Below are 16,512 nucleotides of genomic sequence, written 5' to 3' on the forward strand. Positions count from 1 at the left end.
TTTGTAATATTCATGTGTCGTACAAGTTTATTAAATAAGTCATAAACTTGCATAGTGCCAAAATTTTCATCAAAAATACTTTCTGCATCCGATATATCCCGCCTGATTGAGATGGCTTGGGAAGACCGCACTCCATTTGATGCAATCGAAAAATCCTTTGGCTTATCCGAGTCCCAAGTAATTCAATTAATGCGCTATGAGCTTAAACGAGGTTCCTTTGAGTTGTGGCGCAAGCGGGTGACTGGCAGGGCAACAAAGCATTTCGCTCTTCGAAGTAAGCTGGTTGATCGCGCCTATTGCCCAACGCAATACAAAAATAAATGAAGCCCATTAAAAGGTTAGTTCTGATTCTGGGAGATCAGCTTGATTTAAGCGGAGCCGCTCTCAGAGATTTTGATTTCAAGACTGACCAAGTATTCATGATTGAATCCATTCCAGAGGCCAAATACGTCTGGTCTCATAAAGCGAAGATTGCTCTCTTTTTATCGGCTATGCGGCACTTTGCCCAAAGTCTCAGAGAGCTTCATTACCCTCTCGAATACATTCAGGGCTCACCTCTATCAATTGTTGAGACCTTAAAAGAAAAAATGATTACAGATGGAATTACACATCTGATCTGTGTTGAACCAGGTGAATGGCGCTTAAAGCAGCACATAGAAGAATTGGCAAGAGAACTATCTCTCAGGCTTGAGATGCGCGAGGACGATCACTTCTATTGTTCTCATCAAGAGTTTTCTGAATGGGTAGCTGATAAAAAAGAATTACGTCTGGAGTACTTTTATCGCTTAATGCGTAAGCGCCACAATATATTGCTTGATTCCGAAGGAAACCCTGAGGGCGGGCAGTGGAATTTTGATCAAGATAACCGCAAGCCCTATCCTAAAAAGGGTCCCGGCATTATCGAGGCTCTAGCTCTATTTGAGCCAGATCTAGTTACCAAAGAGGTTCTTGAGTTTGTTAACGCTAACTATTCGGGTCATCCTGGGTCCTTAGATCATTTTCGGTGGCCGGTAACTCGAGCTCAGGCTCTGGAGGCTCTCGATTACTTTGTAGAATACCGTTTAAGAAATTTTGGAGTATTTCAGGATGCTATGTGGACTGATACTCCGTTTGGTTGGCACTCCATTCTTTCGAGCTCGCTTAATCTGAAGTTACTCAACCCACGTGAAGTGATTGCGGCTGTTTTGCAAGCCTGGAAAAAATACTCCTTAGATCTTTCTACGGTTGAGGGATTTATACGTCAAATAGTGGGTTGGCGAGAGTTTGTCAGGGGCATGTATTACCTAGATATGCCCAAGATGGCTCAGGATAATTATTATGATCATCAAAGATCTTTGCCAAAGTGGTATTGGTCTGGTCAAACCAATATGGCCTGCATGAAAGATGCTATTGGCCAAACCCTAAAGTATGGCTATGCGCATCATATTCAACGCCTGATGGTTACTGGCAACTTTGGCTTATTAGCTGAAATTCTGCCAAAAGAAGTATGTGATTGGTACTTGGCAGTCTATGTTGATGCGATTGAGTGGGTTGAGCTTCCGAATACTGCTGGCATGGCCCTATTTGCGAATGGCGGGCGTTTTACGAGTAAGCCATATATTGCTAGCGGAGCCTACATCAAGCGAATGAGTAATTATTGTGGCACTTGTCAGTACAAGCCAGATATTCGCTTTGGCGAAAAGGCTTGCCCTGTAACAACCCTGTATTGGAATTTCTTAATCAAGCATCGTAGTCAGTTTGAAGCTAGCCCACGCACAAGATTAATGACCGCAAACCTCAAAAGAATTAGTGATGAGGATCAAAAGAGCATCGTAGAGCATGCAGAGTATCTCCTAACCCACCTAAATGATCTCTAGAGTTTGTTATGAGCACTTCCTTTAAGGGCAATAAAAGCTTTCTACCAAGCAAAATTTGTATTGTCTGTAAAAAAGAAATGAGCTGGAGAAAGTCTTGGGCTAAAAATTGGGAATCAGTCAAATATTGTTCAGACGCATGCAGGAAAAAAGCACCAAAGGCATAGAAGTAAAAGGGGCGCTATTTCTACCAGGGTAGCTTTTCGCCTGAATAGGAGATAAAGCTTCCTGAGTCTTCTTTCTTTAGATTTTCAATGACTCGAAACATGTCTGCTGTTGCATCTTTGGCAGGCCTTCCAATATGCTCGCCACGAAAGGGTTTTGAGAGTCTCGAGTTCACGGTGCCAGGATGCATTGCGATTAAGGCAGTATTTGATTTAGTGCGCGCCCATTCAATGGACGCTGTTTTGATCAGCATATTGAGAGCGGCTTTAGAGGCCCGATAGCTGTACCACCCACCAAGTCGATTATCTTCAATACTGCCGACTTTGGCTGAGAGGTTAACCATGATGCTATTTTTAGGGTCCAGTAATTTAGAGAAGTGGCGAATGGTTAGTGCTGGACCAATAGCATTGATCTTCATCAGTTCTGCCAGTTGTTCCGCGTTAAGATCGTCAAGTCTCTTTTCAGGCATCCAATCGCTACTATGCAGGACTCCAATCGTATTAATAATGAGGTGAAAAGGTCCTTCATGAGAGAGCGCTGTAGCGCAAGATTCTATGGAATCTGGATTTTGGTAATCAATGCTATGTTCTGAATGGCGATGAATGCCTATCACCTTTGAGCAGGATGGATTGTTTTGAAGTAGCTCTAAAAACGCTCCACCAATGGTTCCAGAGGAGCCAATCACGAGTGCGCAAAAAGGATTTGGAAGTAGTCTCAAGGTGTTTTAAATAATGGGGATTTCGGTCGCTACAGTCAATAAGTCCTAAATTAGCCCAATTTGGCAACGATTTCCTATTATTACATTGGCTAGTGAGCTTGGGACCCTTTGATTACAGGTACATTAGGGGTGCCTTATTCTCATGTGGGCATAAAATCGAAGAATCATTTAAAGTATTTTCTATGAAACAGACTGCCCACTACACCCCTATTGATTTCTCTGATCGAGTTGCACTCTCTTTTACCAAAGGTATGCGCTTTTTTGCGGATACCTTTTTTAAGAAACGCTATGGACACCGAGCTGTTGTTTTAGAAACCGTTGCAGGAGTTCCAGGAATGGTTGCTGGAATGTGGACTCATTTAACGAGCCTACGTAGTATGAAGGTTGGCTATGGCCCAAAGATTCGTACGCTTTTAGCAGAGGCTGAGAATGAAAGAATGCATCTCATGACTTTTATCGAGGTTGCAAAGCCTAATATGTTTGAGCGCTACCTTGTCTTGATTGCACAAGCCATATTTTGGAATTTCTTTTTCATTATTTATGTATTTTTTCCAAGAACAGCACATCGTATAGTCGGCTATTTTGAGGAAGAGGCAGTCTATTCCTATACTGAATATTTAAAAGAAATTGATGAGGGACGTATACCTAATGTGCCCGCCCCAAAGATTGCGATTGATTATTGGAAGCTTGAATCTACTGCAACCCTACGAGATGTCGTGATTGCTGTTCGTAATGATGAAGCCCATCATCGGGATACCAACCACCAATTTGCCAGTGACTATGACAAATAGTCTAAAAATGAAAGTCTCGTTATGAAGGCTCCTGATAAGCGTTGCTGTGGATCTGGTGTTTGTATTATTAATTCTGCAGGTGAGTGTTGGTGCGGTCAGGTTTGGGATGGTGAAAAAATGACGGCACCGAGTCTAAATTTACAGTCAGCTAGAGATCAGAATCCAGCAGAAGATTCTGATGGGCTAAAGCCTGACTCGTAGGTCTTAGCTTAAGGTGGACCTTTCTGCTTTGATTGAGTATCTAATTATTCGTAAGTAGTTTATTTATTAGTTACTTCGATGGATTGATTGATCTGGTATATATTCAATAGCATGCAAAATGGTTTATTAGATATCAGAAGTGCTATGAATGATCTTTTGGATCCCAAGGGACTGCCTCATTCTGCTCAGTTCTTGGAAGCCACTTTAGAGTGGATTGATGGTAAGTGTGGGGATTTTCAGTCCTTCATAAAAGCCCTACTTGAAACTTCATTCTGGACAACCCAAGATTTTCTCGGCAATCCCTTTAAAAAGCTTTGCAATGAACTTGCTGCTGAAATTGATTGCTTCGCACTTGCTCATACCGAGCCTGCTTACCATTCGCGAAGACACTTCAAAGACGTTTGTTTGATGATCTCCTATTTACTATTGCAACAACAAACATGGCCTGAGAGGCAGCCTGTAAAGAATCCTTGGCATGTCTCTCTAGAGGAGAAGTGGCTTTTACTCTATGCAGCGATTGCTCATGATTTTGCACATCCAGGGTTAATGAATCAGACCCCTTATGAAATTGAACAAAATAGCTTGGACTATCTCCGACAGCATTTTTTAGACTCTTCAACAGATCAGAGCTTGTATGAGCCGATATTAGAGGCAGTAAGTCCATGGATTTTGGCAACCGACTATGCTTTTTACCAAAGCCAAATAGATCGGGCTACCCTTGCGAATCCAGATCATCAGGACTGTTTAGCGATGTTGTTAGTTGAGGCTGACTTGCTCTCTAGTGCATTACCTAAAAGGGGTTTGGATCTAACATATCAACTCAGTAAGGAGTGGCAGGAACTTTATCCAGATAAATCCCTTGCTCTTAGAAACGAGATCGGTTACTTGGGCTTCTTGAATAGTCTACAGTTTTTGAGTCCCCATGCGCTGGCTGCCAAGATCCCCCAAATTTTAAATGACTCTGTTTTACAATTAAGTGCCCGCTTATGAAAAAAATCACACCATACAATTAGAATCATTAGCGGCTACATTCATGTTTATTTCCGTAATCGCATTTACACAAATTGTATTTAATAAAGAAGACGTTTGGAAAAGCGCCAGTCATTCCTTGACATTGATTAACTATTTATTTTTTGGAGAAACTCAATGTCAAATGTGACATCTGCCCGTAAGATTACTGCAGGCGCAATTGGTAATGTACTTGAGTGGTACGACTTTGCTATTTATGGCTATTTTGCGACCTCAATTGGCCACATTTTTTTCCCTAAAGAGAATCCAGTTGCTCAAGTATTAGCAGCATTTGGTATTTTTGCAATTGGTTATCTGATGCGTCCAGTTGGCGGAGTTGTGATTGGTTATATTGGCGATCGAGTGAGTCGACAGGCTGCATTAACAGTCTCAATTGCGGCGATGGCGCTCCCTACATTTTTAGTTGGCATCATGCCGGGCTATGAAACCATCGGCATTGCTGCCCCAATTCTGTTGACGCTGTGCCGGATGTTTCAGGGCCTCTCAGTAGGCGGTGAATACACTACATCACTTATTTTTATGATTGAGAGTGGCGCCAAGAACCGCCGCGGATTAAACGGAGCCCTCGGGTGCTGCGGTGGGGTACTAGGTATTCTATTAGGCTCAGCGACAGGAGCCGCACTGGGCACTGTCATGTCGACCGAGAGCCTTCAGACTTGGGGATGGCGTATACCATTTATATTAGGCTTATTCATTGGCCTTGCGGGTCTGTGGCTTCGTCGTCACTCGCATGCTGATCCGAAATCTTCAACAGATAAGAAAAGCCCGCTGATTGAAATATTTAAAAATCATCGCCTGATTCTTGTAAAACTTGCAGGGTTAGCGGCGTTTACTGCTGTCTCGTTTTATTTATTGTTTGTCTATATTGTGAGTTGGTTAGAGTTGGCCGATAAAATAGCGCCAGAAAAAGCGCTTTTTGTGAATACGCTGAGTATGATTGCGTTAATCCCAGTTCAAATCTTATTCGCATCTTTATCGGATCGCATCGGTCGTAAACCCATCTTAATTACGGCGACTATTGCAGCTTTTGTATTTGCATATCCTCTTTTTAGTGGCATGTATCATCACAGCACTTTACTCATTCAGCTGAGTCAACTCGGTTTTGTGCTGATTGCCGGAGCCTATCTTGGTACGATGCCAACCTTTATGGTGGAATCGTCACCGCAACATGTGCGTACAACCGTTGTAGCTCTTGGCTATAACTTGACTTTAGGAATTATTGGCGGGCTGACTCCGGCCGCTGCCTCTTGGATGGTACATCGTACCCAAAATGATCTTTCACCAGCAATGATGATTATGGTTGCAGCAGCAGTGTCTTTGATTGCGATATTAAGCTTGCCCGAAACATATCAGAAAGAAAGCTAAGGAGCGAGAGAGCCTTTCTTTCGCATTTCTGAAATGAGCTAAAAAAAAGCTCACGCGCCGATTAAAGACGGTATGCGCCCTTGAAATCCTGAAGGTTTTCTGTGAATGTCTACGCTCATCATTTTTAGCTTCAGGTTCAAGACCTTGTGGGCACACCAGAATCGCCTATTCATTTATTAAAAACAGTTGCGAACACTTCGATAGCCTCTTCTCGGTTCACTGGGCTGCACTATTTTGGGGCTTTCACCATTATTCAGGCTAATTACAGACATTTTTTAAAGGTACTATCTGTCAAATATTAACGATGGCCAAAATAAATTAATATTTTTACCAATGGATTAGATGATGAATACATTAAGCAATCAAGATCGTTACTTGACCTCGACCCCGAGCACTCATCAAATTCAATCTCTTTTTGATCTGGTTGCACATGACAATATTGCCTCTATAGAAACGATTCAACAGAGGATTGCAAAGTGCGGACTTAGCTTAGATGATTATCGATTACGCACTATGCGAACTCGACTTGAGGAATATAAAAATAAACCCATAGATATAGATGCGTTTACTGAAATTGTGCGTGAAGAGCTGCTGGCAGTAAAAAAGATACTAAGTCATCAATTAGTCATTCCAGAATGGCAGGAATTCTGTCAGATAATTCTGAAAATTTTTAATGAGGTTGATCCTAATCATAGTGGAAGGAATGCTAATTACATTCCGGTTCTCCGAGATGCTGATCCTGAAAAGTGGGGCGTTGCTTTATGCACTGTTAGTGGCCAGCGGTATTCTATCGGAGATGTAGATGTTTACCACTCCATCCAATCAGTTTCTAAGCCCCTTAGTTATGCATATGCTTTAAATAAAGAGGGAGTGGACTTTACCCATCAATTTGTTGGTACTGAACCCTCCGGTTCCCCATTCAATGATTTGCGTCTAATGCCTGATCGGCGACCTTTTAATCCATCTGTAAATGCTGGCGCACTAATGGTGGCAGCCTTAATAGCATCTGGTAGCCCTGAAAAGTCTGCTAGGGAGCTCACTCAAGACATTATGGATTTTTGGTTTGCTCTGAGCGGAGAGTCAGAGGTAGTGAATTTTAGCCAGGAAACTATGGAGTCCGAGCTTTCTACTGCCCATAATAATTTTGCAATAGCCTACTTGCTGCAAGGAAACAAGGGGCTGCCGCGTGATGTAGATTTGAACAAGATGATTGAGTTATATCTATCTTGTTGCAGTATTGAGATGACATCATCAATGCTATCGGTAGCTGCAGCTACTCTGGCTAACGGTGGCATTTGCCCTATTACTGGAAAACAAGTGTTATCCGCTGAAATTGTTAAGAAGACATTAGCAGTAATGCAGTTTTCAGGAATGTATGACAACGCAGGAACGTTTCTATTTGAGGTAGGTTTGCCTGCAAAGTCTGGCGTTGCTGGCGCTGTCATGGCGGTAGTACCTAATGTAATGGGTTTTGCGACATTCTCTCCGCGTCTCGATACTTATGGCAATTCAGTTCGTGGAGTAGCTTTTTGTCACAAACTGGTAGATCGGTTTACTTTTCATATGTACGACAGTCTTTCAGGAGGCAGAACTGGCTGTAAGTTTGACCCAAGAGAGTCTCAGCATAATCAGAAACAGCGTGACTTAAGTGATATACGTTGGGCTCTATCCTATGGCGATCGCTACGCAACTAAAATTTATGATTTGGCTATGACTACTATGGTTGATATATGCATTGCCGACACAGATATTGAATTGGATGTCATCAAAAATGTGTTGGAAGAAATTGTTGGTACAAAGATTGCGCGATCGGAGCTGAGAGATTTTGCTCTAGCTCGCCAGTCAAAAGCTTTGGCTGAAACAGTTTCACCATTTGATGTTACGCTAAAAAACCTCTCTTCTGAGAAAGAAGCTTTGGACGATAATGGCCGAGAAATTATTTTTGAATCCGTTTTTCGTGTCGCCTGTGCTGACGGTGAGGTAGAGACAGAAGAGTACGATATGCTTCTCAGAATTTCTGAAGCATTAGGTATATACGCCGGTATAGTTGATTTAGAAATTAATCGATTTAAACGCAAACAAGCCAGATAAGTTAGTAGCAAAAGCTTTCTAAGCTGTTTCACCTGCTTGAAAATTTCCAGGTTTAAGCGAGGGGGCATTTAAATGAACTTTGAAATAATCTTCAGGCAGCGTGCCACCAACTTTTACACAAACTTGCAACCACTTCCCCTTAGCAATTTCTCTTGATTTCTCTTCTAGTGTCTCGCAAATCATTGCGCCCATCGCTCTAATCATCTCGGGTGGGCGGGGGTTCATAGTTTCAAGAGTTGCAAATAAAAAGAGCGCATCTTCATCTCTATCGGCAACTTGCCAGCAATCAAGAATAATTGTGCGACTTTTAAAATCATCCAAGCGTCCGTAGCCTGCATTTGCTAGCTTGCGATGAAGATTCTTAAATAGTTCATTCCAGTCAACTGTATTTTTCAGAGATGATGGGACTTGCAAAGTAATGTGAGGCATTTTTTAGTCCACCGTTGCGTTTGATTTTCGAGTGGCATCTCCCCAAACCTTAGCTTCATTAGTCAAAAATTGGCGGACTTCTGGAAGCGACATTGGCGTTGGAACTAGACCCATTTCTTGCATACGAGCAATGACATCAGGACGGCGTAGTACTGCGTTAATTTCTTTATTAAGTTTGTCGGTAATGGGGGGAGGCAGATTCGCAGGCCCCATAATTCCATACCATGGTGCTGCAACCAGGCCATTTACACCGGCCTCTCGCATGGTTGGAACATCTGGCAGCGCAGCTGAACGGCGCTCCCCAGTTTGAGCAAGTGCCCGCAGTTTGCCATTGCGAATATGCTGCATCAATGGACCAGGGTTATCAAACATTAGTGGAACCTGATTGCCAAGCAGGTCGGTAGTTGCGGGGGCGGAGCCCTTATAGGGAACATGCATTAACTGTACGTTGGTCGACTGCTTAAACATCTCACCGATGATATGTTGCGGTGTCCCATTGCCAGCTGAGCCGTAAACAATATCATTTGGCTTTGCTTTTGCTGCAGCTACTAAATCAGCAATTGACTTATATGGTTGATCAGGATGAACAACTACAACAAAGGGTACGCGCGTGATGATTGCAATTGGTGTTAGATCTTTTGCGGGGTCATATCGAAGCTGGGTATAAAGAGCCTTGCCAACGGAGACTGGACCAGTGGCACCTAAGAGCAAGGTATTTCCATCGGGGAGTGCATTTGCGACTTGTTCAGTTCCAATAGTGCCTCCTGCACCAACCTTATTCTCGACAATAACGCTGACGCCGAAGCTTTCGCTTAAGCCCATCGCAATAATTCGGCCGAGCATGTCCGTTACGGCGCCGGCAGAGTAGGGCACAACAATTTTAATTGAGCCCTTAGGGTATGTATTTTGAGTCTGTGCTATTGCCATACTACTGCTCACAATGGCAATTGCAATAACCAATCTCTTCATTAGGGAATGGAGAATCATTAGAGGCGCTTTCATCAAGTGATTTTGATTGATTCTACCTCTGTCGTAGATTCATCACCTTTTGGCCCTGGGATCAAGAGCTAGTTGCTTCTTGGAAGCGGATGGATGCAAATGATTGGATTTGGCAATCTCGCGCTTATGACCGCCATGACATTGGACAAACAAAGGGTTTTAATGGCGATACGATTGCTGCGCTGAAGTCTATTAAAGCAAATACTCTGATTCTTGCGGGGACTGGGGATTTGCTAAATCCAGAATCTGATGCCAAGGAGTCAGCAAAATACATACCTCGTGTGAAATATGTTGCAATCAATGAAGTCGCACCCATGGGACATCTTTCAGGCGCTGGAGTGACGCCCAATGAGAATGAAGTGCAAAATAAAGCAATCAAGCAGTTTTTAAGCACGCTGAAAAAATGAATACAGTGATCTTATGTCCTAGATTCCAGTCCTCAGGACTCGCTGATGAATGCTTTGCAAATAAAAAAGCCACCCAAGGGTGGCTTTAGTGTTGAGAAGAATCATTTCACTTTGTTTTAACGAAAGTGACCCAGTTAGCTCCTTTGCCGCCAGCAACCCTTTCAATCAGATTTAATTCACCATTCGCTTGATTGATAGAGTAGAGGGATACCTTGTCAGACTTTTGGCCGGAGGCAACTAAAAATTGGCCGCTAGGATCAACATTAAATCCTCTTGGCATTTCTTCCGTAGGGACGGTAAATAGATACTTTACTTTGCCTGTTTGAGGATCAACTTGAAAGCCACTTAATGTGCTCTTAGTTCTCTCTGATGTGTAGAGAAATTTACCGTTAGGCGTCAATTTGATTTCAGCGCAGAAAATCATATTGGAGTCATCAAAGGCAGTTGCTTCGGGTGAGCCGGTCGGAGGTCTTGGTCTGCCAGGCACTAATTTACTGTCGCTTGGAAGGCTAGATACAGCTTGAATTTGAGTCAATGCCCCGGATTTGATATCCCGAGAGAAGACCACTACCTCGCCAGTCATCTCTGTAATGACATAGGCAAATTGATTATCTGCTGAAATAACAATATGTCGCGGACCTTGTTGTTTTTGAAGAGCTACAGAGCTTGATGTCTCTGAGAGAGGTTTAGCTTGAGATGCATTGAATGTATGAATTTTGATTTCATCTGTACCTAGCTGGGGTACATAGACAAACTTATTAGTCTGATCAAATACGATTGCGTGCGGATTTTTACCTCCGCTTGGGAATGCTTCAGCTGGAACGGGATTGACATAACCATTTGCTTGTATTTGGTTAACGCTATTGTTGTGGCCCCCAAAAGAGGTTGCTAATAACCATTTACCAGTTTTATCAGTCGATACACTAACCATGCTATCGGCTAAGGGGACTGCACCAGTCCATTTTAGTTGTCCATTGGTTTGATCAATTTGATACATGTATAAAGAAAAGGGCTTAGAGCGCACGGAGGCATATAAATTTTTGCCATCCGGTGTTACGGCCATTGGCATTGCAAATTTTCCAGCAGGAAATCGTCCAATCGAATTTAAGTGCGGACTTGGCGCAGTTGTGAGTTCATAAGCTGCTATATCGGCATCTTCAATATTCGAAATATAGACATAAGTACCACAATATGCCGTGCTTGCTATTGTCATTCCGGATATTGCAAAAGCTAACTTTCCAAATATAGTTTTCATAATCATTCTCCCCTTAGTATTTTTATTGAGTTTCTATTCATTATTATGAATTCAGAATAATGGTTATTCCTGCCTTGAGAGTATTGGTATCTTCCATTAGTTTTATGCCAATTTGCCCTTAGAGTGAGAGCTCGATAGAGTTGGCTGGAGAAAAAGAGGTAATATCATTTACTGATAAAAAGTCTACCAATCAATTAATCACATTTAATGAAAAAATAATAAATAACTAGGAGAAGCTATGAATCGCGAGATGTTTGAAAAAGGATTAAAAACCCGTAAAGAAGTGCTTGGGGCTGAGTATGTTGAGACTTCACTCAAAAATGCGGATGAATTCAATATGCCAATGCAAGAGTTGGTGACTGAGTATTGCTGGAATGAGATTTGGAATCGTCCAGGTTTAGAGAGAAAAACACGTAGCTTTTTAAATCTCGCAATGATTGCAGCGCTCAATCGCCCACATGAGTTGAAGTTGCATGTCAGGGGAGCTATTAATAACGGCTTAACAAAAGAAGAGATTCAAGAGGTATTTTTACAAGTTGCGATTTATTGCGGCGTTCCAGCGGCCATTGATAGTTTCCGTGTAGCTAAAGAAGTATTTAAGGAAATGGGCATCTAATGAAGTCATCTGATACAAAGATTGCTTTTATAGGCTTGGGGCTGATGGGGGTCCCAATGGCCAAGAATCTCCTAAAGGCTGGATATCAGATTGTTGGGTTTGATCTGAGTAAAGAAGTTGCCGCGAAGTTTTCAGATGACAAAGGATTTCAGTTTGCATCCACTCCTGAGCAAGCAATCGAAGGCGCTAATATCACCATTTTGATGTTGCCTGATAGCTCAATTATTGATGCTGTCTTATGGGGTAGTAATGGGCCTGCAGGTATTGCTAGCAAGCTAAGTAAAAACAGTTATTTGATAGATATGAGCTCATCGAGCCCCATCTCATCTAAGGAAAATAACCATCAATTAGAGAGGTTAGGCATCAAGTTTATTGATGCACCAGTATCTGGGGGAGTGAAAAAGGCGATTGATGGATCCCTAGCAATTATTGTTGGTGGAAAAAAAGAGCACTTTAATGAACTTCAACCCTTACTTGAATGTATGGGTAAGAGCATTGTCCATGTTGGCGACGCAGGTGCAGCACATGCAGTCAAGGCTTTAAATAATTATGTATCTGCAGCTGGATTGATTGCTGCCTCTGAGGCGTTAAATGCAGCAAATAAATTTGGCTTAGACCCTCATATAGTGAATAAGGTATTTAATGCTTCAACTGGTCGAAATAATACGACTGAAAATAAAGTTGAAAATTTTATGTTAAATGATGCTTTTAATTCTGGCTTCTCTTTGGCTTTAATGCGTAAAGATGTGCAAATTGCACTGAGCTTTATTGAGAATATGAATTGCTATGCAAATTTAGCTAAGCAATGCGTTCTTACCGCCAAAGAAGCAGATGAGAAGTTGGGTAAAGGCGCAGATCATACGGCCATGTATGACTATGTAAGATCTCGGGCTCTCTAATCTAGTAATAATGTGATCGGAAATTTATGAAAATCATCTACAAACTTCTTTTGGCGATCAGTTGTTTTTCAGTATCTCTGGCGTTTGCTGGCTATCCTGAAAAGCAGGTTACGATTGTTGTGCCATACCCGCCTGGTGGATCTACAGATGTATTAGGTAGAGTTTTGGCTCAATCGATGTCTAAAGATTTAGGGCAAGCTGTCATTGTTGAAAACTCTGGTGGTGCTGGCGGAACCATTGGTGCGGCCAAGGTTGCAAAAGCAAGCCCCGATGGATATACCTTGCTTTTCCACAACATGGCTCAAGCATCTGCACCAGCACTGTATGCCAAATTACCTTATGACCCGGCTACTGACTTTATGCCTATTGGCATGGTCACTGATGTGCCAATGGTTCTGGTTGCTAGAAAAGATTTCCCAGCAGAGTCGCTTCAAGGCTTTATTGATTATGTAAGAGCCAATCCTGACAAAGTGAATTTTGCTAATGCAGGCGTTGGGGCTACAACAAATTTGTGCGAAGTGATGATGAAATCAACCCTGGGAGTATCCTGGGTCTCGGTTTCTTATAAGGGAACTGGGCCAGCACTCAATGATTTGTTGGCAGGGCAGGTGGATGTGATTTGTGATCAGCCAGCAAGTACTTTGCAACATATTCGTGCGGGCAGTATCAAGGCACTTGCTGTAGCAAGCAAAGAGCGTATCAGCTCATTACCTACGACACCCACATTTAGCCAATCTGGCATGCCTGGTTTCCAATTATCGGTGTGGCATGCTTTATATGCACCTAAAGATACTCCCAAGCAGGTTATTGATCGATTAACAAAGGCATTAAATAATGCGTTGAAAGATCCAGGCTTGGTGCGTCGCTTTGGCGAAATGGATGCTTCTGTGGCAACTCCTGCAATAGCTAATCCTAGTTACGCAACTAAATTCTTGTTAACTGATATTGAGAGATGGAAAGTTGCCATGAAAAACGCTGGCGTTAAGCCTCAGTAAAATTATGTGGATTTACTTTATCCAGCGAATAAAGTTTTCTTTTGTCCGTCTCACTTTTTTGAGGCTTAGCAACCAATCTTCATCTACTTGTCTATAACCTAAGGGCAGCATAACAACGCTGCGCAAACCTTTTGCTTTGAGGTTCAAGAGAGCGTCAAGTGCTTGTGGATCAAATCCTTCCATGGGAGTGCTATCCACTTGCTCTTCAGCGGCAGCAATCAGTGCGGTACCAAGGCCGATATAGAGTTGTTTCGCAGCATGCGTGAAATTGATCTCAGCATCTCTTGCTGGATAGACCTTAAGAAGCATCTTGCGATAAGCCGTACCCACTTCGCTAGTAAAGTTACGGATCTTTTCGGTCATATCAAATGCATCGTTAATGCGCTCAGCAGTGTAGTTGTCCCAAGCGGCAAAGACGAGCAAGTGTGAGCAATCGATGATTTGAGATTGGCCGTTCGCAATGGGTTTTATTTTTTCACGGATCTCTTTATTCGTGATCACTAGCACCTCATAAGGCAGCAATCCACTAGAGCTAGCTGTCAGACGAATGGCTTCAAGAATGTGATCCACTCTATCTTGTGGCACAACTTTTGCCGGATCCATCTTTTTGGTAGCATAGCGCCACTGTAGCTTATCAATCAGACTCATTCAAATTCCTTTAGATTCAATTGGTAAAAAGAATGATAAGTTTAATTTAAGTTGAAATATTTTGTTTGGTGTGACATTTTAATGAGGTATCTGAATTAATTGGCGCCATCAATAATCCATTGCATCAGCTCAGTTGCACTAGTAGGACTTAATTTTTTGTGCGCCTTGATATTCTTAAATAACTTCCCTTGCCTTAATTTTTCTCCTTGAATAGTCGCGGCATTTACTTGGCTTTGATATTTCTCATATTTAGCTGCAAGCTCGGGCCAGGAGGGTCCGTCCAGATCAGTGTCGGCATGGCAGCTCATACAACCATTGCGAATGGCAAGCTGACGATCGGCATGTGCGTTACCAGTAATTAAAAGTAACAAAGCAAGTGTGAAGAAGTAAAAACTTTTCATAGATGGATCCAATTTAATGGCGATATGCCATATCCCATCCTAGTTCTTTATAGGTGCCCAAGATTGACTTAGATCATATAGCGAGGGTCTAAATAAAAATACCAACCCGTAGGTTGGTATTTATTGACTAATGAGGATTTTGTACTGCAGGCTTAACTTGTACTAGACTAACCCTGCATTTTTCTTTGAATTTTTCTTTGCATTAACTCAATATGCTCTCGAAGAATAAAGACCTCATTAGTAAAGTTGCTGGGAATTTTTTCCACATTAAGTTTTTTCTCAACATCAGCAAGCATGGCTTCAAATTCAGCTCCAGATTTATTGGAGTGGTTATTATCCAGTTGCCGTTCAATCTCTACGAGTGTGTCATACCGTTTACTTAATTTATTGCGATAGTGCCAGTTATATACAGTTGGGGTATAAGCAACGATTGGGTAAGCTAACAACAGCAATGGTAATAAGAATTTGATTAAGCGCTCAATGATACTTGCCAATTGAAATGGTAAATACTGCTGCAAAAATGGCTTACCTTTTTTGTAATAGATTTCTGCATCCTTACTCAGTGTTAAATCTACATCTTTATCTGATGGAAATTCATCCTCATCGCTAATCAGCGTAGGAGTATGGTGAACTGCATCCATGACGCTGAGGAGTAGATATTGAAGTGCAGGATCTAAATTTTCATTAGCTGCTAAATAAGCTGTTGGTGCAATAGTTAGTAGCTCAGAGTGTGGCTGCTCTAATGCTAGATCGATTCCTGAAGGGGGAATCTTGATGACATGTAAGTAGCGAAAGCGACGTCTAAGCGCCTCCGATTCTTGGAGGCTTGCTTCATTGATTGCGCTGCTGCTAAAAAATTCGCGGATTTTTTCATTCTCTGGAGGATCCATAAAGACGGCAGCATCTATGTCGCCCTTAATTAAACGGTCTGCAGCTTCTTTCATGCTCATATGCAGAATGGTCGTATTCCCTTTATTGACACCTTCTGCAGTGAATAGACTTTTAGCGATTACTTCTACGCCAGTGCCCTCTACCCCAGTAGCAACTTTCATACCCTTGAGTTGCGAAAGATCCGTGATGACTTTAGTGCCTTTTCTTTGGAATACCCACAAAGGCTCATAAGAAATGCTACCAAGGGAAACCAAATCTGGGGATTCTTTTTTAGTAGTAAGGCCACCATGAGCAAGGGCAAGATCTACTTTACCTTCACTTAGGAGGGTAAGATTTTCTGCAGCACCTTTAGATTGAATAATCTCAAGTACAACACCCTGCTTGGCTAATTCCTCTTTATAAATTTCAGCAGTTTCATAAAAATAGCTACCGGGTTGTCCTGCGGCAATTTTGAGGGAGTTAGGCAGGGTAGAAATCGTGAAGTAAGTGATGAGTATTGCAGCAATAAGAATTCCAACCATCAAATACCAAATGTATTTAGGTTTTGAGTTCAGTAGTGTTTTCATACTTTGCCTGCTTCGTGATAATTTTTATACATTTTATAGGAGGGAGTTGATGTTTGTCTAAGACCTATTTTTGACCCCTATAGCTTTATCCCTAAAAAGGGGCATTCAGCAGCATTTCAAGGCAAAATAGATTCACTATATAAAAAAAGAGGAGCTAGCTTGAAAGAAAATTCTAAAACATGGACCTTTTGGG

The 16,512-nt window shown here is 42.1% G+C and carries 19 protein-coding genes; 12 read left to right on the forward strand and 7 right to left on the reverse strand.

What is annotated here, in order from left to right; translation table 11 throughout:
* Window positions 1-54 precede the first annotated feature (54 nt).
* Genes ICN29_RS08695 through ICN29_RS08705 form a run of 3 tightly spaced genes read left to right on the forward strand, consistent with a single transcriptional unit; the run spans window position 55 to window position 2,020 of the window.
* The gene (locus ICN29_RS08695) at window positions 55-324 is read left to right on the forward strand and encodes a TIGR03643 family protein (protein ID WP_216132275.1); all 270 of its coding nucleotides are present in this window, start codon (window positions 55-57) and stop codon (window positions 322-324) included.
* Window positions 321-1,856 (forward strand): cryptochrome/photolyase family protein, encoded by a 1,536-nt coding sequence (locus ICN29_RS08700; RefSeq protein ID WP_216132278.1) that lies wholly within the window; start codon window positions 321-323, stop codon window positions 1,854-1,856. The genes ICN29_RS08695 and ICN29_RS08700 overlap by 4 nt, the downstream gene beginning before the upstream one ends.
* An 8-nt stretch (window positions 1,857-1,864) precedes the next feature.
* Window positions 1,865-2,020, forward strand: a complete 156-nt coding sequence (locus tag ICN29_RS08705; protein WP_216132281.1) for a DUF2256 domain-containing protein — start codon at window positions 1,865-1,867, stop codon at window positions 2,018-2,020.
* A 20-nt stretch (window positions 2,021-2,040) separates the two neighbouring features.
* Here the strand turns inward: ICN29_RS08705 and ICN29_RS08710 are convergent, their stop codons facing one another.
* A complete protein-coding gene (locus ICN29_RS08710; protein ID WP_216132284.1) occupies window positions 2,041-2,736 on the reverse strand; it encodes an SDR family NAD(P)-dependent oxidoreductase in 696 nt (231 codons plus the stop codon).
* A gap of 182 nt (window positions 2,737-2,918) precedes the next feature.
* Here ICN29_RS08710 and ICN29_RS08715 point away from each other — a divergent pair, with 182 nt between their 5' ends.
* The 5 genes from ICN29_RS08715 to glsA all read left to right on the forward strand — a co-directional run bounded on the left by ICN29_RS08715 (window position 2,919) and on the right by glsA (window position 8,213).
* The gene (locus ICN29_RS08715) at window positions 2,919-3,527 is read left to right on the forward strand and encodes an alternative oxidase (protein WP_216132287.1); all 609 of its coding nucleotides are present in this window, start codon (window positions 2,919-2,921) and stop codon (window positions 3,525-3,527) included.
* 21 nt (window positions 3,528-3,548) lie between these two features.
* The gene (locus ICN29_RS08720; protein ID WP_216132290.1) at window positions 3,549-3,728 is read left to right on the forward strand and encodes a hypothetical protein; all 180 of its coding nucleotides are present in this window, start codon (window positions 3,549-3,551) and stop codon (window positions 3,726-3,728) included.
* Window positions 3,729-3,839: 111 nt separating this feature from the next.
* The gene (locus ICN29_RS08725; RefSeq protein ID WP_216132293.1) at window positions 3,840-4,718 is read left to right on the forward strand and encodes a hypothetical protein; all 879 of its coding nucleotides are present in this window, start codon (window positions 3,840-3,842) and stop codon (window positions 4,716-4,718) included.
* 156 nt (window positions 4,719-4,874) lie between these two features.
* Window positions 4,875-6,122, forward strand: coding sequence for an MFS transporter (locus tag ICN29_RS08730; RefSeq protein WP_216132295.1), 1,248 nt, complete (start codon window positions 4,875-4,877; stop codon window positions 6,120-6,122).
* Between the two features lie 342 nt (window positions 6,123-6,464).
* A complete protein-coding gene (gene glsA, locus ICN29_RS08735; RefSeq protein WP_216132298.1) occupies window positions 6,465-8,213 on the forward strand; it encodes a glutaminase A in 1,749 nt (582 codons plus the stop codon).
* Window positions 8,214-8,231: 18 nt separating this feature from the next.
* Here the strand turns inward: glsA and ICN29_RS08740 are convergent, their stop codons facing one another.
* Both ICN29_RS08740 and ICN29_RS08745 read right to left on the reverse strand, forming a co-directional pair.
* Window positions 8,232-8,642 (reverse strand): 5-carboxymethyl-2-hydroxymuconate Delta-isomerase, encoded by a 411-nt coding sequence (locus ICN29_RS08740; RefSeq protein WP_216132301.1) that lies wholly within the window; start codon window positions 8,640-8,642, stop codon window positions 8,232-8,234.
* 3 nt (window positions 8,643-8,645) lie between these two features.
* A complete protein-coding gene (locus ICN29_RS08745; RefSeq protein ID WP_216132303.1) occupies window positions 8,646-9,611 on the reverse strand; it encodes a Bug family tripartite tricarboxylate transporter substrate binding protein in 966 nt (321 codons plus the stop codon).
* 119 nt (window positions 9,612-9,730) lie between these two features.
* Between ICN29_RS08745 and ICN29_RS08750 the strand changes: the two genes are divergently transcribed.
* Window positions 9,731-10,048 (forward strand): alpha/beta hydrolase family protein, encoded by a 318-nt coding sequence (locus tag ICN29_RS08750; protein ID WP_216132306.1) that lies wholly within the window; start codon window positions 9,731-9,733, stop codon window positions 10,046-10,048.
* A gap of 106 nt (window positions 10,049-10,154) precedes the next feature.
* Here ICN29_RS08750 and ICN29_RS08755 read toward each other — a convergent pair whose 3' ends face one another.
* Window positions 10,155-11,303 (reverse strand): lactonase family protein, encoded by a 1,149-nt coding sequence (locus tag ICN29_RS08755; protein ID WP_216132309.1) that lies wholly within the window; start codon window positions 11,301-11,303, stop codon window positions 10,155-10,157.
* 238 nt (window positions 11,304-11,541) lie between these two features.
* Here ICN29_RS08755 and ICN29_RS08760 point away from each other — a divergent pair, with 238 nt between their 5' ends.
* The 3 genes from ICN29_RS08760 to ICN29_RS08770 are packed head-to-tail and all read left to right on the forward strand — an operon-like array spanning window position 11,542 to window position 13,813.
* Window positions 11,542-11,919: a carboxymuconolactone decarboxylase family protein gene (locus tag ICN29_RS08760; protein WP_216132312.1), complete on the forward strand. Its 378-nt coding sequence runs from the start codon at window positions 11,542-11,544 to the stop codon at window positions 11,917-11,919.
* Complete coding sequence (locus tag ICN29_RS08765) at window positions 11,919-12,818, forward strand: NAD(P)-dependent oxidoreductase (protein ID WP_216132315.1); 900 nt, start codon at window positions 11,919-11,921, stop codon at window positions 12,816-12,818. The genes ICN29_RS08760 and ICN29_RS08765 overlap by 1 nt, the downstream gene beginning before the upstream one ends.
* 26 nt (window positions 12,819-12,844) lie before the next feature.
* The gene (locus ICN29_RS08770) at window positions 12,845-13,813 is read left to right on the forward strand and encodes a tripartite tricarboxylate transporter substrate-binding protein (RefSeq protein WP_216132318.1); all 969 of its coding nucleotides are present in this window, start codon (window positions 12,845-12,847) and stop codon (window positions 13,811-13,813) included.
* Window positions 13,814-13,825: 12 nt separating this feature from the next.
* Here the strand turns inward: ICN29_RS08770 and ICN29_RS08775 are convergent, their stop codons facing one another.
* From ICN29_RS08775 to ICN29_RS08785, 3 genes are all read right to left on the reverse strand, one after another.
* Window positions 13,826-14,461 (reverse strand): NAD(P)H-dependent oxidoreductase, encoded by a 636-nt coding sequence (locus ICN29_RS08775; protein WP_216132322.1) that lies wholly within the window; start codon window positions 14,459-14,461, stop codon window positions 13,826-13,828.
* Window positions 14,462-14,556: 95 nt separating this feature from the next.
* Window positions 14,557-14,862, reverse strand: a complete 306-nt coding sequence (locus tag ICN29_RS08780; RefSeq protein ID WP_216132325.1) for a c-type cytochrome — start codon at window positions 14,860-14,862, stop codon at window positions 14,557-14,559.
* 167 nt (window positions 14,863-15,029) lie between these two features.
* Window positions 15,030-16,274, reverse strand: coding sequence for a TAXI family TRAP transporter solute-binding subunit (locus tag ICN29_RS08785; RefSeq protein WP_216132327.1), 1,245 nt, complete (start codon window positions 16,272-16,274; stop codon window positions 15,030-15,032).
* Between the last annotated feature and the right edge of the window lie 238 nt (window positions 16,275-16,512).

It is taken from the genome of Polynucleobacter nymphae (genome assembly GCF_018882155.1).
GTDB classification, from domain to species: Bacteria; Pseudomonadota; Gammaproteobacteria; order Burkholderiales; family Burkholderiaceae; genus Polynucleobacter; species Polynucleobacter nymphae.